The 18,158-nt window shown below is 58.3% G+C and carries 10 protein-coding genes and 4 pseudogenes; 7 read left to right on the top strand and 7 right to left on the bottom strand.

All coding sequences use genetic code 11. From position 1 onward, the window contains the following. Positions 1-110: 110 nt before the first annotated feature. Positions 111-474, bottom strand: a pseudogene (locus HB777_35400) (hypothetical protein). A gap of 654 nt (positions 475-1,128) precedes the next feature. On the opposite strand from HB777_35400, the gene HB777_35405 reads away from it, so the two are divergent. Both HB777_35405 and HB777_35410 read left to right on the top strand, forming a co-directional pair. Next, positions 1,129-1,518, top strand: a complete 390-nt coding sequence (locus HB777_35405; GenBank protein QND69100.1) for a DUF2384 domain-containing protein — start codon at positions 1,129-1,131, stop codon at positions 1,516-1,518. Continuing rightward, positions 1,515-2,033, top strand: a complete 519-nt coding sequence (locus tag HB777_35410; protein ID QND69101.1) for an RES family NAD+ phosphorylase — start codon at positions 1,515-1,517, stop codon at positions 2,031-2,033. The genes HB777_35405 and HB777_35410 overlap by 4 nt, the downstream gene beginning before the upstream one ends. A gap of 42 nt (positions 2,034-2,075) precedes the next feature. On the opposite strand, the gene HB777_35415 is transcribed toward HB777_35410, so the two are convergent. Together HB777_35415 and HB777_35420 are read right to left on the bottom strand one after the other, a co-directional pair. Further along, complete coding sequence (locus HB777_35415; protein ID QND69102.1) at positions 2,076-3,278, bottom strand: site-specific integrase; 1,203 nt, start codon at positions 3,276-3,278, stop codon at positions 2,076-2,078. A gap of 974 nt (positions 3,279-4,252) precedes the next feature. Continuing rightward, positions 4,253-4,729: an RES family NAD+ phosphorylase gene (locus HB777_35420; protein ID QND69103.1), complete on the bottom strand. Its 477-nt coding sequence runs from the start codon at positions 4,727-4,729 to the stop codon at positions 4,253-4,255. Here HB777_35420 and HB777_35425 point away from each other — a divergent pair. Together HB777_35425 and HB777_35430 are read left to right on the top strand one after the other, a co-directional pair. After that, positions 4,728-5,432, top strand: coding sequence for an IS6 family transposase (locus HB777_35425; protein ID QND69104.1), 705 nt, complete (start codon positions 4,728-4,730; stop codon positions 5,430-5,432). The genes HB777_35420 and HB777_35425 overlap by 2 nt on opposite strands. 54 nt (positions 5,433-5,486) lie before the next feature. Beyond that, positions 5,487-5,856: pseudogene (locus HB777_35430) on the top strand (transposase). 288 nt (positions 5,857-6,144) lie between these two features. On the opposite strand, the gene HB777_35435 reads toward HB777_35430, so the two are convergent. The 4 genes from HB777_35435 to HB777_35450 all read right to left on the bottom strand — a co-directional run bounded on the left by HB777_35435 (position 6,145) and on the right by HB777_35450 (position 15,155). Continuing rightward, a complete protein-coding gene (locus HB777_35435; GenBank protein QND69105.1) occupies positions 6,145-7,716 on the bottom strand; it encodes a tetratricopeptide repeat protein in 1,572 nt (523 codons plus the stop codon). After that, complete coding sequence (locus tag HB777_35440; protein QND69106.1) at positions 7,713-9,713, bottom strand: glycosyltransferase; 2,001 nt, start codon at positions 9,711-9,713, stop codon at positions 7,713-7,715. Before HB777_35440 ends, HB777_35435 begins: the two co-directional genes overlap by 4 nt. A 995-nt stretch (positions 9,714-10,708) precedes the next feature. Further along, complete coding sequence (locus HB777_35445) at positions 10,709-12,781, bottom strand: glycosyltransferase (GenBank protein QND69107.1); 2,073 nt, start codon at positions 12,779-12,781, stop codon at positions 10,709-10,711. Between the two features lie 220 nt (positions 12,782-13,001). Further along, on the bottom strand, positions 13,002-15,155 hold the full coding sequence (locus tag HB777_35450; GenBank protein QND69108.1) for a glycosyltransferase family 4 protein: 2,154 nt from the start codon (positions 15,153-15,155) through the stop codon (positions 13,002-13,004). 65 nt (positions 15,156-15,220) lie between these two features. On the opposite strand from HB777_35450, the pseudogene HB777_35455 reads away from it, so the two are divergent. The 3 genes and pseudogenes from HB777_35455 (at position 15,221) to HB777_35465 (ending at position 18,147) form a co-directional block, all read left to right on the top strand. Beyond that, positions 15,221-15,735 (top strand): annotated as a pseudogene (locus HB777_35455) (transposase). Between the two features lie 164 nt (positions 15,736-15,899). Continuing rightward, on the top strand, positions 15,900-17,528 hold the full coding sequence (locus HB777_35460; protein QND69109.1) for an IS1634 family transposase: 1,629 nt from the start codon (positions 15,900-15,902) through the stop codon (positions 17,526-17,528). A gap of 94 nt (positions 17,529-17,622) precedes the next feature. After that, positions 17,623-18,147: pseudogene (locus HB777_35465) on the top strand (transposase family protein). The last annotated feature ends 11 nt before the right edge of the window (positions 18,148-18,158 follow it).

The raw sequence follows: 18,158 nt of genomic DNA on the forward strand, positions 1-18,158 counted from the left end.
TGGATTGACGCATCCAGAGTCACCTGCGGTTGGGGGCGAACCAGACCCTACAATGACGCCTTAGGTTAGATAGACTCGAAATCGGTCACGCAGTCTCTGATACTTGCGTGTCATCTCCGTCGAGGCGTGGCCATCTGCTTTTGCACATAGCGCTCGTCGACCTCGGCTGAGGAGGCGAGGCCGGCGCGCAGTGAATGCCCGGAAAACTTTGGCCGCGCTCGCCTTCCGAAGGATCCCCGCGCACACCAGCGGCCAAGGCCGCGCGTTTGACCAGCCGCGCCACCTCCTGATCGTTCAGCCGTTCGGCTCCCACCGCTTTGCCCTGACCGGCGACGCAGCGGAAGAGGGGCCATGCGCGATGCGGGCCAGCTTCAGCCAAGTCTGCGGGGCGACGACCAAGCAGGTGGTGTTGGACGAGCCGCGACCAATTTCGTTTTCGCGCCAGCCGGTCTTGCTCCGCAACGTAACCAGCACGCCCTTGTCTGGATAGAATTCGATCGAGCCGCGACCGTCCTCGGTTTGATCGCGCGCAACATCGAGGCCGACGATTTCAGATCGGCGCAAGCCGGGCGAAGCCCAAAAGCAGCATGGCGTGGTCGCGCAGACCGCGCAGTGTGCCGCGGTCGAGTGTTTCCAGCATGGCAACAAGATTGTCGCGCAGGATGGCTTCCTTTTGACGGGAGGGGAGGCGTGTCTGTTGCGGATGCCGGCGAGCACGGTGGCGATATGCCGGTCCTTCCGGTCGAGCGGTTGACCGCGTCGCATATAGTTCCAGGTCAGCGACGACAGGCGGCGCTCGATGGTCGACACCCGCTTGTTGTCTCTTGGCGTTCCCGAGTCCTGTGGGCCGTGATGTAGAGGCCGACGATTTTTGGGTCTGGCGTCAGCGGATCAAGCGACTGTCGCCGGCACCAGGCGCAAAAATGCTTCCAGTCGGTGGTATGGGCGCGACGGGGGTTTGCCGAACTTGCTGCCTCGACATGATCGCGCGCACGGTCAGCTTGATCCGCGTGCGTGCTAGGGCGGTGGCAGCAGCTTGAATTGGTCGGTCCTGGACTTGAAAACTGTCGAGAACTGCCATATCTTTTGCACACGAAATATGACTCTCAATATGGTAGGATGAATTCTGTGGCCCACGCACTCAAGATCCCCGAGCAGAACGGACCTCTCATCTTGTCCTATATGGACCGGAACGGGAAGATTGCGATCGAGCAGGTCGCGGACGGTTTTGGCATGTCAAAGGGCCAGTTGGCCCAGACCGCCGGTCTTGCTCGCGAGACCCTTTATCGGTCAGAGCGCAGCGCTACGGTTAAGACACAGGGGCGTCTGCGGGAGATGCTTGAGATCATCAGCCGCGTGACGGATTGGGCGGGCGGCAAGGAGCAGGCGATGGCTTGGTACCGAGCTCAGCCGCTTCCAGCATTTGGCGGACGCACTGCTGAAGCGCTGGTGAAGGACGGCAAGGCCGCTGCGGTGCGTGATTATCTCGATCACATGGCCGTTGGCGGGTTTGCGTGAGGTTCGTCAGAACCTGCTACCGCGCACACGATCCACGTTGGGCATTCAAGCCGACTTCCGGCGAAGGGGCGGCAATCCGAGGCGCCCGATTCAATCCCAAAGGCGTGCCGGCGCTCTATCTGGCACTGACCCTCATGACAGCGATCAAGGAGGCCAACCAGGGCTTCGCGCAGCGGATCGATCCGTGCGTGCTGTGTTCCTATGAGATCGACTGTAACGACATCGCGGATCTGACAACGCAAGAGGGGAGGGGAGAGTTTTCTGTCGCTTTCGAAGACATGGCCTGCGCCTGGGCGACGGCGCTTAGCGACGGAGAGCGCCCGGCGTCCTGGTCCATCTACGACCGGCTGCGGTCTCGAAACATTGCCGGCATTGTGGTCCCAAGCTTCGCGCCAAGTGCTGAGATGGAGGATCGCAACCTGGTCCTTTGGGACTGGGGTCCGGATCTGCCGCACAAGGTAACTGTATTCGACCCGAGCGGTCGGCTGCCGAAGGACCAGCTATCCTGGCGATAACGCACTCGGGCATCCGAACGGCAGGGGAGGGGTCGTTTCGTCCTACAGGCCTGATGCTTTGGTGAGATTGACACGGAAACGATCGCGTCTGCGCTGATAGCGGCGAGTCATTTCAGCCGAGGCATGTCCGAGTTGTTTTTGCACAAAGCGTTCGTCGACCTCGGCCGAGGAAGCAAGGCCCGCGCGCAAGGAATGGCCCGAGAATTTTGTGGCGCGATCCCCTTCGGACAGGTCGCCGCGCACGCCGCCGGCCAACGCCGCGCGTTTGACCAGCCGCGCCACCTCCTGATCGTTGAGCCGCTCGGCGCCCACCGCTTTGCCTTGCCCGGTGACGCGGCGGAAGAGGGGGCCATGGGCGATCCGCGCCAGCTTCAGCCAAGTCTGCAGGGCGACGACGGGGCAGGTGGCATCGGACGAGCCGCGGCCGATTTCGACCTCGCGCCAGCCGGTTTTTCCGCGCAGCGTCACCAGCACGCCCTTGTCGGGAAAAATCTCGATCCAGCCGCGACCGTCTTCGGTCTGATCGCGGCCGACATCGAGACCGACGATTTCGGAGCGGCGCAAGCCGCCGGCGAAACCCAGGAGCAGCATGGCGCGGTCACGCAAGCCGCGTAAGCCGGCCCGGTCCAGCGTTTCCAGCATGGCAATCAGGTCTTCAGGCAGAATGGCTTCCTTTTGCCGGGGAGGGGAGGCGTGGCTGTTGCGAATGCCGGCCATGACGGTGGCGATATGCCGGTCCTTTCTGTCAAGCGGCTGGCCACGCTGAGAAAAATTCCAGGTCAGCGAAGAGAGACGGCGCTCGATCGTCGAAACGGCGTTCGGTTTTTTATCCCCTGTTACCTTTCCCGACGCACAAGCGGTGATGTAGAGCCCGACGGTTTGGGGATTTGGCGGCAACACATCGAGATGCTGGCGGCGCGCCCAGGCGCAAAAATGCTTCCAGTCGGCGGCGTAAGCGCGCCGGGTGTTGGCCGAGCTTGCTGCCTCGACGTAATCGCGAGCGCGCTCGGCGAGCCCTTCCAGGTGAGCCGGAAGGCTGACAATTGGCGGCGCCGCCGCTGCCGTGTTTTCCCCCGAAAAATCGTCCGACGGCTGTCCCATGGCGAGGACGACATCGATGATATCGGGGAGATCGTCGGCGACTGCCTCCGCCGGCGAATGATCGATGACGGCGGCCGTGCCGTGGGACGGTCCGGAGGTCGGGTCGACGTGTTTTTCGGGCTTTTGCGCGACGAAAATGGCCATTTCTCACCCTAGCGCAATTACGAACGATAATGCAACATTATCGATCGTGTTCGTAGCACGACAGGCGCTGCGCTTTTTGTCCATTTCTGTTGCCAAAAGCGCCGTCGTGATTCATCGTGCTTTCGATGATTCTGCGTCCCAAACCCTCTCCGCGCCACCACGCCACGCTTGTTGGTGCCCCCTTGATGGCAACGGTGCCGACCTGGCTACGCCGGGCCATCCCGGATGCGCAAAGTCTTGCGGGAAAAGAAGTTGACGACCTCGCGCACACCGCGGGCGCCACTATCGGCGCGAAGGAATATGCCTTGGTGAGCGCTTCGAGAACGTCGAAGTTGACTCCGCAGCCCTTGCCGTCAACGGGAGGGTCGGACACCGAACCCCTCGGTACCGGCGCTCCTGAGCATGAAGAAACTTGCACACCGGGTCTTTGGCGCCTTGCCATTGACCGAATGAAGGGCGGACACTTGCCCGAGCGCCTTGCTCACAGCACTTGCCGCCGGCCGCCGAATCCGGCCCTTGCTTTCGAAGACATGACTCTCCGTGCGGCGTATGCCGATGAAATGCGGCTGGCAGGGACGCGCCCGTCTTCGGGGTAAGCGGAGTAGTCGGTGAAGTCCATGTGCAACTCGATAGCCCACCCACATGGACGAGATATTCAATCTTCATCCTGTCTTGCGCGTACCAATGGGTGAATGCCTCGCCGAGCAGGAACGAAACACCGACCTTCTCCGACTGCTCGAGATTGCGGAAGTAAAGCGTCGTGTTTAGCGCATTGTCGAGATAGCCAGTCGCCATGGCGACCAGCATTCGTTCCCTCCACCTACCCACGACGCGCACGGCCGCCCTTCGGCTCGGATACCCCACGGTCAGCAGTGACCGGATAATGTCCGCGCGCGTTGCGGTCAGTGCGACGGTTCCGTTCAGCTTCTTGAAACGTCCCGAGAAATTCACCGACGTAATGTTCCCGGCCATCGTCAGGCACCTCCTCGAAGGGAGACACCAATAGACTGCAGAGCAGCTATCAGGTCTGGGTGCCGCACTAGATTTGTTGCTGGTGACGCGCCCAGCTTTCCCTCAATGGCTCTATCGTAAACGGCCACACACTCGGCGGATGTGAGACGGGATGCATAAAGCAGGCCGTCAATCGCGAAGGCGCCATGAATCGCCGCGCTGAGTTGTCGCCCTCGCCAATGGTTTTTGGCTCGAGCGGCGTCAGTGCTGACTCCCAACCTGAGGAGGCCCGTGGTCCGCAGATCGAGTACCGTGAGCGGAGACGTCGCCGTAATCTCCGCTACGGCCCACTCTTCGATCTCGCTTTGATCAAGGACACGCTTCATCCTGCCCTCGAACCTGTCCCGGACGATGGTCTCGGCAATTGCCGTTGCAAGGTCGTGGGCGGGTGGTGTCACATTGATTGAGGGGTAAGGAAATTGAGGTAGCAGCGCGCCCATGACCGTGAGTGCACCGACCTACAAGAACCACCGCTATCCGATCGAAATCGTGGCCCGTGCTGTTTGGCTCTACTTCCGCTTCAATCTGAGCCTGCGCGATGTCGAGGAAATGCTGCTCGAACGCGGGATCGTCGTTTCCTACGAGACCATCCGCCGATGGTGCCGAAAGCACGGCCCTGATTATGCGCGCCGCATACGCCGCAAGTCGCCGACGAAAGACGATGTCTGGCACCTGGATGAAGTCGTGGTGCGCATCAACGGTCAGAAATGCTGGTTGTGGAGAGCGGTTGATCAGGACGGATATGTGCTCGACGAGATTGTCCAGACGCGTCGCAACACCAAGGCCGCCCGGCGCCTGCTGACGCGACTTCTGAAGAAGCAGGGTCTGCCGCCAAAGCGTATGATCACCGACAAACTGCGCTCCTACGGGGCGGCCCAACGCCAGGTCATGCCGAACGTGGAACACCGCTCGCATAAAGGCTTGAACAACCGGGCGGAGAATTCTCACCTGCCGTTCCGAAAACGGGAACGAACGCGACAGGGTTTCCGGTCGGTCGGCTCATTGCAGCATTTCGTGTCGATCTTCTCCGCCGTTCGAAATCTCTTCGTCCCATCCCAGACCAACCGCTCCGCCGCACAAATTCGAACCCATCGACGCCAAGCCATGGCCGCGTGGGAAGCCGTGAGTGCACGGCCTGCCTGAAAAGCGCGGTATCGGCCTCACGCGCCCACATTGCAAACAACGTGACAACGCCCTGACGGCGCCTATGACGGAAACCCGACTTACGACGCAGTCATCGATCATAGCGCTGCCGCCGCAATCGTCATTCCGCCTCGTGCCAACGCGGTCGAACCATTCGACGATAAGACCTGCCGGCCAAAGGGAGCAGCATATCGCCGCAATCGGCAGAGACGGCCGGATGAAATGGCAGGTCTCCAACGGTTATGGCAAACGCTCGCTGGTCGAGACCGCCATAGGGCGATACAAGTCCACCATCGGGCGGCGTTTGCGGGCACGGTCGCTTCCCGTTCAGCAGACCGAAGTCGCCATCGGCTGCGCCGTCCTCAACCGCATGCTTGCCTGCGCACGCCCGAAATCCGCCCGCCGCAAGGCGGCCACGGCATAGTCTGCCGCTTCAAAGATCGACATCCGCTCAAGTCCGGACCCATGCACCAACGCCAGCTGGCATCGCTCTGCCACACAACCTCGACGAACAACTCGCCTGAGATCACCCCCAAAATGTAGTGGTAACACGCGCCGGCGCGCGCCTAACGTGCTGATATAATAACATATTCTTACAGGCGGTGTTTAAGTGGGGTATGACCGCTGTGCGCACACCTTCATGTCTGCAATCTGCATCGCAGCAACCGTCATCTTCTGGATCAATCAATGAGTCCTGAGCCTAAGTTGACGCTCAAATATTGCGCCAGAGGCCGCCGTTGAGGCGTAGATTTTCTGGACCCGTTACCAGTACATTCGTCACTTCCTCGAAGAAGGCTTGCTGCCAGCGACTGGAAAACTGTCTCAACCCCTCACCTGCCTCGGCGGTCGGCAGCCTTTTGACAACAAACCGAAATTGGTTTTCTGCCCAGAGGGGAGAGGTAAAGATCGTAGGCACTTTGGTCTTGTAAGAGAGCATCGCGCAAAACGGGGAATATGTTATGGACTTTCCCTCCCAGGTGATGCGTGGCGCATTGGGGGACATCGCGCCGTCGGCGGCGAGGGTGACGAGGCAGCCGGCACGCAGCGAATCGATGACACATCGCGCCACTTGAACTTCGTTTAAGTCTGCCGTGGAGATCAAGGTATTCGCAAAGCCGGTGGTCAAAATTCTTGGCGTTGACGATAGCCACCTGTAGGGCGTTCCAAACGAGTGGATGGCTACAGGGCCTGCAAACATTGGGCCGATATGCGCGCTGACTAGCAACACGCCTTTGCCTTCGTCACGGGCCTCGATGACGGTGTTTCTATTGGCATCGCTGACATTGAAAAAGCTGGCAATCTCTCCAGCTTGATCAATAGAGCACTCCAGCCAATCTTGGATAAGTTTGTCTAGAAGATGTCCCCATTTTGCGCGCCGATCCCAGTCCTCGCGATTGGGTGAAGGTGGGTATCCGAGCTTCTGGCTCACGATTTCCCAAGCCCAGTCGAGTCGCCTCTGCGGCAGCTTGACCTCATCCAGACGTGCATCGAGCGCAGCCAATCCTGCGGAGAAAGTCCTTGTTAACTTGTTCTTCCGTTCGCTCACCATGTCGCCATAAAGCTGCTTTGCCTCGGCTTCGCGCCCGACCTGCAACAGCAAGGCAACTGCGCTGCTCCTGTTCGTTACGGAGGGATCGAGCTTCACAGCGGTCAACATCTCGGTACACGCCTCCTCAAGCCGGTGAGCATGCTTGAGAGCACGGGCCAAAAGAAGCCGGGTATTAGTCGTGTTGGGCCTCAACGATACAATAGGGGCGAGGACATCGACAGCCTCTGCGTAACGCCCGGCAGACAGCAGAAGTTCGCCGTAGGCACGCAGGAAAATACCGTCGTTGCCGGCCGAACTTTTAGCCTTTTCAAGGATCTCCAATGCTTCTGAGACCGGTTTATCGCTGGCGAGAGCGGCGCGCGCCGCCGCTTCGGCGAGACGAGGTTCGACCTTTCCGTTGCCCTCAAGAAGAGTGCGGGCAAAGGCGTAGGCATCGCCGGCTCGATCAGAGCCAAGCAAATGTCGAATGGCCAATACGGCGACTTCAGGCGATGCCTTGCCTTTTGCGACTACGTTGTCGACCAATCGTGTCGCCGCATCGTTGCGACTACCCTTCAAAAACGCCTGCAGAGACACCTGCGCAAGCCGGGGAAAGTCCGCAGCATAAGAGATGTGGGCGAGAGCAAGGTGGATCGCTTCTTCGATATTGCCGGTCTGACCGGCGCGCAAAATGCCGACCGATGCCGCAGCGACGGCTCTCGCGTCAGGTTTTTGGGCAGCGATTTCTACACTCATGTTAGGGGGTCACCTTCGTAGTTTCCTGCGAGCAGTTGGATGGTACGAAGCACCATCGCTTCGGTTGAAAACCGCTCCTCGGCAATCAGACGAATTCTGGCCAGCGCCTGCGGATCGGCCTGGTTGAATGCAAGCACCTCGTCCACCTTGTCACAGCATTCCTCCAGATCGACATCTTCTACTGTCGACAGGACGCAGCCAGTGATACCTTCTACCACCGTGTCGGCCGCGCCGCCCGCCGGCGTGGTGACAACCGGAACGCCGCACAACTGCGCTTCAATAAGTGCATTGGGCAAGCCTTCAAACCGGGAAAGCAGCACGAACGCATCCATGTTCCTCAACCAGAAACCGACATTGTCGGATAAACCAGTGAATAGTACGCGATCGATAATGCCGAGGCGAGCGGCCTTCTCTTTTGCCTCCTTGAGCATGCGCCCACCGCCGACTAGCACAATCTTCGTCTGCGGATGGCGCTGAAGATAGGCATGAGCGAAATGTATCCAGAGAGAGGGCCGCTTATCGGTATCGAAGCGAAAAACGCTGCCGATGGTGGTCGTCGCATCAGCGTTGGACAACTGAAAGTGTTGCCACAAATCGACATCGCCATCGGCGGCAGGAAGCAGCGGAACAAGAACGCCGTTATGCACAATGCTAAAACGCAGGTTGTCGACTTTCAGCCAATCCGTATACGCCTTCACTGCCGCCTCACTGTTGGAGGAAAAGCGCACACCAGGAGTCACTGCGAGTGCGCGATACATATCTTGATAAGCAGGATGAAACAAATGTACACGCAGTGAAGGTGGTAAGCCGCGAACGGAGACGACGATTCGGGGAACACCCGCTATTAGCGCGGCCAAGGCGGCAAATAAGACTGCCCCATCCTGCCAGATGAATGCGACTTCGATCTTCTCCTCCCGAAAATAGTTCACCATCCTCTGGACGCCATAGAGCGCAGACTTGGGAAGCATTGGCAGAAGAGTTGATATCTCGTCGTCGCCCAAGGCAAGGTCTTGAATGCGTACAGTAGGAAAATCATCGATCTCACGTGTTTCCACGTCGTTTCGACGCACGGCTGGGAGGAAAAAATCGTATCCCTCCGCGCTCTTGAGCGATTTAAGCACGACATGGCACGGCTCGGTTAATACGATGCCCGCGAGGGGTCTTTTCATCCGGAAAGCATCCGTCAAGCGAATGCCGACGCGCGCTATCTGGCGTTCCGCCCCTCCCGCTGCTAAGCTTCCGGTAATAAGCGAGACTTTCCCAAGTCGGTTCGTTGCCGTCGGCTCCTCGCGTCTGGATGCGTACTTCTCGATCGCTAAAGCTAGGGCCAATCCTGAAGTGTCTCGCGACTTGACCGAATCATCGTCATAGCGTTTTGCAAGGACCGCCATGCCATCGCGCAGCTCCTTAATGAACTGCCCGGAGGCATGGGAGCCGACAGTTGCGGGATCAATGCCGTCCAAAACGGACAGGGCCACGAAACTGTTGCCCCAGTCCTTAAGGCGGCGCGCATAAGATATCCTTCCGCGCATATCCTCTGGAAATCGTTCGATAAACTGCGTGAAGTAAGTCTGAGCGCGCTCGGTTTTACGCAGTTCGCAGTACAGTTCTCCCTTTTCTAAGAGGTCGTCTGCGGCTTTCGGCACGGACGGCAGCACGGCTTCGATGAAATCGCACGCCTCGTCCACGCGCTTTTCCCGGTAGAACCACCGGACGATGTAGCGCAAAGGTTTGAGTTCTTGAGGGAACCGTTCGTGCAACTGGAGCCACAGCGAGAGCATATCATCCCTCGTGCGACACAACTCCAAGGCGAGGACATGGTTGTAATTGACATCAAATTCCAACGGACAAACGGATACCAGTTCCCGTAGGCGAGGCTCCACGCGCCGCGCGCCCGTGGCGGTTCCGGTCTCATGCATCAATTGCCGAATTTCGATAAGGTAATCGGCGCTCTGTGGAGAGGGAATTCCCTTGAGTGCCGCGTTCACGTCCAACATTGCTTGCCCCTTTAACAGTATGCGGGAGTTGATGTTATAGCAATGACAATCACAAGCCTCGCGAGGCACAGGTCAATAATGGTACAAACCTGCGCTGCGACTCGCTAGAAGTAGGCACTTGCGCATTCGGCGCTTTGAAAGCTTTCGCAGACCATTCCGATTATGTCGCGATGCGGCCTCGACTGTCCGTTTTGCAGCCTTTCGTGTCAGGTGCTTGAGCTTGGCGAAGACCTGCTCGATCGGGTTGAGGGCTCGGCTGTAGATGGAGCGGCAGGTAGAAGAGCATGGCGACCGCGGCGCGAATGGGCGCGACGAGTGGCTTGCCCCTTGGGGCTGCCAAGATTGTCCGTGACGACGATGTCACCGGGCGAGATTGTCGGCACTAGGAACTGCTCGACCCAGGTCCAAAGCTTGCGATTGATGGGATCGTCGATGATGCAGAGCGGGTCGATGCGTTCGCGGCGCAGCACGGCCAGGAAGGTCAGCGTGCGCCGTGGATCAAGCCCGCCCGGTACTTCCTCCGTTGCGCCCGGCGCGTGCAGTCACCGACCTGTCCTACTCGCTGGCGAGCAGCGTTTTTTTAAAGCTGAATTCTTTCAGCACCCGCCACACCGATATAGGGCTGCCAGGATGCGGCGCTCGGCAAGCGCCAACGCGACTGTGAGGCTACCCGCTCCAGCAACCCGCGATGTGGTTCCAAATCCCGTCCGGATTGGCGTCCCATGCGTAGCGCTGACGCGCTTCCGCTCGAGCGCTGGCGTTGCGACCACCTCACAACATCGCGACGCTCGCCTGAACACTGCTCCCGTTTCCCGACATGTCCAGCCGGTGCCAACCGCCACGCCAACGCGCTCACGAATCACAAAATCACCCGAGCGTGACTCCGAACCGATTAACATCAACGGTAACACTCTCTTGAGTTTTGGAGACATGGCCGCTTTCGTCTAAACAGCTTGCCGAGTTGGACTTCCGCCTCTGTTATGGCCGGTTCCTAGTCAGTTAAGGTAGGCCTCGAGAGTTAGCGCAAGCATGTTGTCAATTGAAAAACGTTCGGTAGCATAGTCCCGAATTTGCTCCGCCAAAAGCTTCTGCTCAGGACGAGGACGACACCAAGAAGTCAACACCTTAGCAATCTGCTCCGGGTCTACCTTATCTATGCTGGGTAGCAGTGTTCCCGTTCTTCCGTTTTCAAAAGTTGCCCCGGAACCTCCAGCGGGCGTGGCTACCACAGGCAACCCAGAGTATTGAGCCTCAATGAGGACATTGGGCAAACCCTCATGCCGAGACAGCAGCAAGAAAACATCCATTTGCGAAAGCCAAAAGCCTACATGTTGCGATCGTCCGGTGAAAAGAACCCGATCTTCAATGCCTAGCTTTCGAGCATGGTTCATCGCTGCGCTACGAAGCGGTCCGTCGCCGACCATTATGAACCGCACGTCGGGACGAGATGAGGCGAAGGTTGCCGCGATATCAATCCACTCCAATGGCCTCTTGTTGTTGTCAAATCGCATTGCTGAGCCAACAGTAAAGCAGTCGCGGGGGTTATTTTTACTGAAGGCTCGCGCCATTGCCAAAGTTGCCTCGTCGGCGGCCAAAGACAACGGCTCCAAACCGTTCGGAATGATCCGGACGGTTCCGCGCGGTAGATCGAGCCACTCCTCGTAACGCTTAGCCGCTGCGAGGGAGTTAGAGACGATCACCACACCCGGAGCGGACAATAGTAACCGATACACGATTTTATATTCAGGTTTATTTCGTTCGGCTCGGTCGACCGGCGGCAAAGTTCGTACACCCAGCACTATACGCGGTACGTTGGCGAATAGCGCGGCTAGTCCCAAGGCCAATACAGACCCGTCCTGCCAGATGTGTATGACATCCGGCGATGCCTGACGCAGAACGTCGGCCGCCTGAACCAGGCCCTCACGCATCGGAAATGGAAGGTAGGGGAGACAATGGATTACCTCCCGTAGGCATGACCATCCTGGTCGCCCGGCAAACTTGTCGAATTCCACATACTGGTGAACATTGAATCCCGCGTCCGACATCAGCGGAGCAAAGAAATCGGACCCCGAGCGGGAATTGAGCGATCGACATAGAATTTGAACCGGGCCAATCACGTCATTCCCGTCAATTGAGCGCCCCGCTTCCATAGCCGATTTGATTGCGAGAGCGGTATTGGTTAACTGGCGCTCGGCGCCACCGGAGCCAAGGCCGCCATTGACAAGAATTAGGTGCCCCAAAAATCCTTTATTGTCCGTTGGGCTGCTCGGTCGGAGGCGCTTGGCTTCATTGAAGACGTGTTCGATAAGAAAGTCTTGTGGATCAATGTCTGCGCCGCTACTGCTTTCGACAGCCTTTTCTAGCGCAGATATATTCGCGTCGACCTGTGAAGCGACGCTTATATGTTTTACGGTAAGGCCAAATCGATCCTGGCTCGCATTAACGATTTCTCGCGCTCTAAGCGGTTGGTTTATGGATAAGTATAGCTTCACCACGTCAAGAAGTATGGCCTCGGAAACATCCGCCATTTGGGTTATTTTCGATAGAGCTAGCTCTGCCTCTTCAAAGTCTTTTAGTTCTATTAGCGCACGCGCAAATACGAACATGCCTTCAGAGTGCTTGGGCTCTTCAGGGTATCGCTCAGCGTGGATATTTCGCCCGGCATCTGTCCCGCCTAACCGTATGGTCCAGCGCAAGAGGCGTACATATGCATGGCGCGAATTTAGAAATCGAGAGTCGATGCCGCGCCAAACGGCTAATGCACGCGGGTCTTGGAACCTTTCGAGTGCCTGCGCGGCCATCTGTTGAAGCCTCTCTTCGTTGGGGAACCGCGCGATTTCTCCTAGAAGATAAGAGAGAGTGTCAGGCAATTCTGCCATTTCTCGCAATGAACTAACTCGCTTTTGCGCCCTGCCAACCGCTTTCGTGTCAGCACGTGCTGCGATCTTGCTTTCTTGTAGCCCCTGAAGAACTGCAACTGTGACGGGATCGACATCATGTCGCTCAATTGATTGTACCTTGTCGATCCGATTTGGACCCCGCAACCACTTCTTGGCGGTGAATAACATGTTAGCCGATCCAGTTCGTATGACGATCAATAACAAATTTTTGTGGTTCAAAGAGCCGATCAAAAATACCTAATGTAATAGAAGATCCGGCTAAAAGCGCGTGGCGAACGCCTTATCTCTATTAGAGCCATCGCGCCAGTATCGCGCAAACAATGGGGAACGACTTTGGCGGTTGCCTATACGGCGTACTTACAATACGTCGCATCTTTACTTAGTTATTCTATGCCTGCACTAGGCGTTCGGCGGCGGCTGCGACGGTCATGTCGTGGGCTGCGTTGGTTGCTGCTTGCGAAAGTTGTTCCAGGCTGCCCGGCTGAAGGATGAAGGTCGAGACTGCGTCAACCATTGCCGCGACCATCTCCTCTCCTAAAGCCTCGATGGTTTTCAGGCTGGGTTTCACGGCGCTTGCGATCGGCCCTGCCGCGAGTACAGGGCGCCCATACGCAAGGGCTTCTGCGATCTCGAAGCGTGATCGCCCACAGCGCTGGGTCACTGGCATCGCTGGGATGACGACCAGATCAATCGCGGCAAAGGCGGCTGCGATATGTCCGTTGCGCGGGCGTCCAGGAAATAGGCATCGGTCTCCGTGGCCTAGGGCTTCCAGTTTATCGCGAATCCGGTGGAAGCGCGTGCCGACGCCAAAAATGAGCAGCCTAACTGGAAGCCCGCGCTTGACCAGTTCATCCAGGATCGCCGGGAAAGATTCGAGATCCACTTCGTCGTAAGCGTCGCCGATATATCCGATGACGAAGCCGCCTTTGAGAATCGGCGATGAGGACCAGTCGGAGGAATTCTTGTCCGCGTTGAATTGGAAAACCGATTCTCCGATGGATAGAACCTTATGTGCCGACACGCCAGCTTCGGCTAAGCGGTCAGTGAAGAAGTCGTCACGCACCAGGACCGTATCGGCCTCGGCCAAGAGAGCGTTTTCCAGCGCAATAAGGATTTCCTCGCGCTCGCTAGCCGGATTGCTCTTCGCTCGAGTCATAGTCGTACAATCGAAAATGAAGCGAGATCCGTTAAGGCGCGCCGCTATCGCCGCCGGATAGGCAAGTTCAATCGAGCTTGGTGCGACAACAGCCCCGGCATTCGCGGCAGCGATCCTCTCCGCGAGCAGTTCGCTGGCATCCCAGGAGTAGGTGTCGAGTATGCTACCGTCGACTTCGATAGCCGGCAGTCGGAAGTGGGCAATGCCCGCAACTATATCCTTGGTAAGTTCGACGCGGCCGGATTTGTCGATTGCGGGGTAGCCAGGGACGGTCACTATCTTGACTTCGTTGCCGGCCTTCTGGAAGGCACTAGCTAATGAGAGGCCGCGCAAGCTGGAAGCGGACCAGTGGCCAGGGAAAGAGTTCGGCCAGTAGAAGATGACCGAGTTGGGACTGCCGTTTTGGCTGGCGCTACGGTTCGGCAAGGAAAGCCCAGTCACTTCGAGCCTGGCAAGCGCGGATAATTCGTCGAAGCGTTTGAGTTCGCTCGGGTTGAAGTTGACACCGGCGGCGATCGCCGATCGCATCACCTCCAAAGCCTCTTTGACCACCCCAACATCCGCGAGAACGAATGCGAGATGCTTAACTCTCCACTGTTGCGGATCGGCTGCCAGGGCGGCCTTGGCCAACGAGACGGCGACGGGAATATCGCTAAAGCGCGCGCGCCGCGATAGTTCCAAAAGCACCCGCGATAAGACGCCCGCGGGCAGCCTCTGATCGCGAACCCATTGCTCGGCAGAATGCCAGCCATCATGCCCGGCGATGGCCAGAGCGCGTTCGGCATGCTGTAGGGCTTCGGCCGTTGCCAGATCGAGGCCCAGCTCGACCGGCAAAGCGGCCTTGTCCTTCATCGCCTGTTCTTGAGCGGCACGGTATTTGGCTGGTAGCGAAAACGCGCGTTTCCAGTCTCCCTTGATTGCCAAGATATCTTCACCCAAACTGAAGATCGGGCTACTACGCAGCGTCTCGAGCTTATTATTTATAGTTTTGACCTGGGCCAGGAGGTCGAGGTTGAGAACATCAACATTCTTTTTCGCTTGCTTATAAGATTCCAGCTCCTTCTCGATCTGGTTCACTCGTAACGAAATGTCGCCTCTCGATCTTTCGATGGTGAGCGCATGAATATTGGCTTCGAGCTCACGGATACGCTCCCGGTCCCGGGCCTCCTTTTGGCTGGCCAGGTCGATCTGCACTTCATAAGCTTTTCGCTCCGCAACTGACAGCGCATCTATCTGCGCTGTCTTGAGAGGTTCCCCATTCTTGGCACCTTTGGGGAGCGGCGGGAGATTTTCGTCGATCAATCGCGAAACCGACTTCGTCCCGAGACCTTCCCCAAATAGACTATTGAGCAGATGACCGCTTTGATGATCTTTAGCCCCTGCCATTGGTCTGCCCCCTGAAAAGTGGTCCTCCCTGATGTATGGCTTTCGAGCCGATGGAGGACTTAAGAATGCCGAGAAAGAGACACGCTGCAGAAGAGATCGTCACGAAGCTTCGGCAGGTTGACGTGCTGAGTTCGCAGGGCAAATCGATGGCCGAAGCGATCCGATCGATAGGCGTGACGGAAGTAACATATTACCGTTGGCGGTCCGAATACGGCGGTCTGAAGGGCGACCAGGTTAAGCGTCTGAAGGAACTTAAGACGGAGAACTCGCGGCTTCGGCGGGCCGTCTCCGACCTGACGCTGGACAAGATGATCCTGGCGGAAGCTGCGCGGGGAAACTTCTAAGCCCCGCGCGTCGCCGTGCTTGCGTGGATCGTGTTGTTGCTGAACTTGGCGTTCCCGAACGACGGGCGTGCCGGGTTCTCGGTCAGCACCGCTCCACGCAGCGCAAGGTTCCGACGACACCTGATGATGAAGTGGCCTTGACCGCCGACATCATCGCGCTTGCCCTCCAATACGGCCGCTACGGCTATCGTCGCATCACGGCGATGCTGCATCGTGCGGACTGGGTGAACGTCAAACCCGACTTGAACAGTTGGAGGTGAACGGATGGCGAACGCTGTCCGTTAAGCTATTGAATTCACTCGCCTTGAGTTTTCGGCGCGAAAATGTGTGGTAACAACAGTTGATCTGCTCGCCGTATGTTGTATGGATTTTATGGCATTTATTCGCTAACAACGCTGGCATGTTTGTCGTTGAGAGAGTCGCGCGCGGCCACCGCTATCTTTACCTCGTGGAAAGTGTCCGCGACGGCAAAACCGTTCGCCAGCGCACGATAAAGGCGCTGGGCCGCAAGGATGCGCTGGTTGCCAGCGGCGAACTTGACAGATTGGCGGCCTCGATTGCGCGCCATGGCGAACGCAGCCTCATCCTGTCCGACATTGACGCGGGGCGAATTGCCTCTCGCCGCATCGGCGGTCCGCTGTTGTTCGGGCGGCTGTGGGAGCGGCTCGGGATCGGCGAGGTGCTGGAAGAGGTGCTGGAAGGGCGCCAGTTCGGCTTTGCGGTGGAACGGGCGGTGTTCGTTGGCACGCTGCATCGGCTGTTCGTCTCGGGCTCGGACCGCGACTGCGCGAACTGGATGGCCGATTATGGTATCGAGGGCGCCGAGGGTCTGGCGCTCCATCACTTTTACCGGGCAATGGCGTGGCTGGGCGAGGAACTCGGCGAAAAGGCGCAAGGCGCGCTGGTGGCGCGCTGCGTGAAAGACGCGATCGAGGAAAAGCTCTTCGCGCGCCGGCAGGACCTGTTCACCGACCTCAGCCTTGTGTTCATGGACACCACCTCGTTGTCCTTCTACGGCGCGGGCGGCGAGACGCTGGGCAAGCGCGGGCATTCCAAGGACTTCCGCCCCGATCTGGCGCAAATGATCCTGGCGCTGGTCGTTGATGCCGAGGGCCGGCCGATCTGCACCGAGATGGTGCCCGGCAACACCGCTGACGTGACCGTCCTGTTGCCGGTGGTCGATCGGCTGCGAACGCGCTTCGGCGTCACACGCGCCTGCGTTGTCGCCGATCGCGGCATGATCAGCGCCGATACCATCGCCGCGCTCGAAAAGCTGGGCATGGAATACATTCTGGGGGCCCGCGAACGCTCGAGCAGCGTGATCCACAACGTCGTGCTCAATGACGCGGCACCGATGGTTCCGCTCGTTCTCGAGCGCCAGCGCGGTGAAACTCAGTTGTGGGTCAAAGAGGTCAAGGTCGGTAAAGACCGCTATATTGTCAGCCGCAATGACGCCGAGGCCGAGAAGGACAAGGCCGACCGCCAGGCGATCCTCGCCGGCCTCGAGGCACAGCTCAAGAAGGGCGACAAGGCACTGGTCGGCAACTCGGCCTACCGGCGTTACCTCAAGGCCAGCGGCAAGAACTTCAAGATCGATGTCGGCAAGCTTGCCGAGGAAGCCCGGTACGACGGCATCACCGTGGTGCGGACCAACGCGAAGGTGACCCCGCTCCAGGCCGTGCTGCGGTATCGCGATTTGCTCGAGGTCGAGAGCCTGTTCCGCGCCGCCAAGGCAACCTTCAATACCCGGCCGATCTTCCACCAATCCGATGCCGCCATCCGCGGGCATGTGTTCTGCTCGTTCCTGGGGCTCGTACTCAGCAAGGAACTGCGCCGCCTCTGCCGGGCCAAAGGCCTGACGCCCGAATGGCAGCCGCTCCTACGCGATCTCGATCGCCTCCAGGAAGCCACCATCGAAAAGGATGGTCGCATCGTCACCACCAGAACCCACGTTACGGGCCAAGTGGGCAACGTCTTCAAGGCAGCTGGCATCGCTCTGCCACACAACCTCGACGAACAACTCGCCTGAGATCATCCCCAAAATGTAGTGGTAACACGCGCCGGCGCGCGCCTAACGTGCTGATATAATAACATATTCTTACAGGCGGTGTTTAAGTGGGGTCAAACGGGTCGAACGGATCTGGCGGCGTGAGGGGCTGAAGGTTCCGCAGAAGCAGCCCAAACGTGGCCGTCTCTGGCTGAATGATGGTTCGTGCATCCGGCTGCGGCCGGAATATCCCAACCATGTCTGGTCCTACGACTTTGTTGAAGATCGCACCCACAATGGAAGGAAATTCCGCATGCTCAACGTGATCGATGAGTTCACAAGGGAATGCATCTCTATCAGGGTAAGCCGGAAGCTAAAGGCCGTCGACGTGATCGATGTTCTGGCCGACCTTTTTATCCTGCGCGGCATCCCAGGCCACATCCGGTCCGACTACGGCCCAGAGTTCATCGCCAAGGCTTTGCGCGAATGGATTGCGGCTGTCGGTGCCAAGACGGCTTACATCATGCCCGGCAGCCCTTGGGAGAATGGCTATTGCGAGAGCTTCAACTCAAAGCTCCGTGACGAGCTGCTCGACGGCGAAATCTTCTACACGCTGAAGGAAGCCCAGATCGTCATCGAAGGATGGCGACAACACTACAATCCTGTTTCATA

Origin of the sequence: Mesorhizobium loti, assembly GCA_014189435.1 — a bacterium.
In the GTDB taxonomy this organism is placed as follows: domain Bacteria; phylum Pseudomonadota; class Alphaproteobacteria; order Rhizobiales; family Rhizobiaceae; genus Mesorhizobium; species Mesorhizobium loti_G.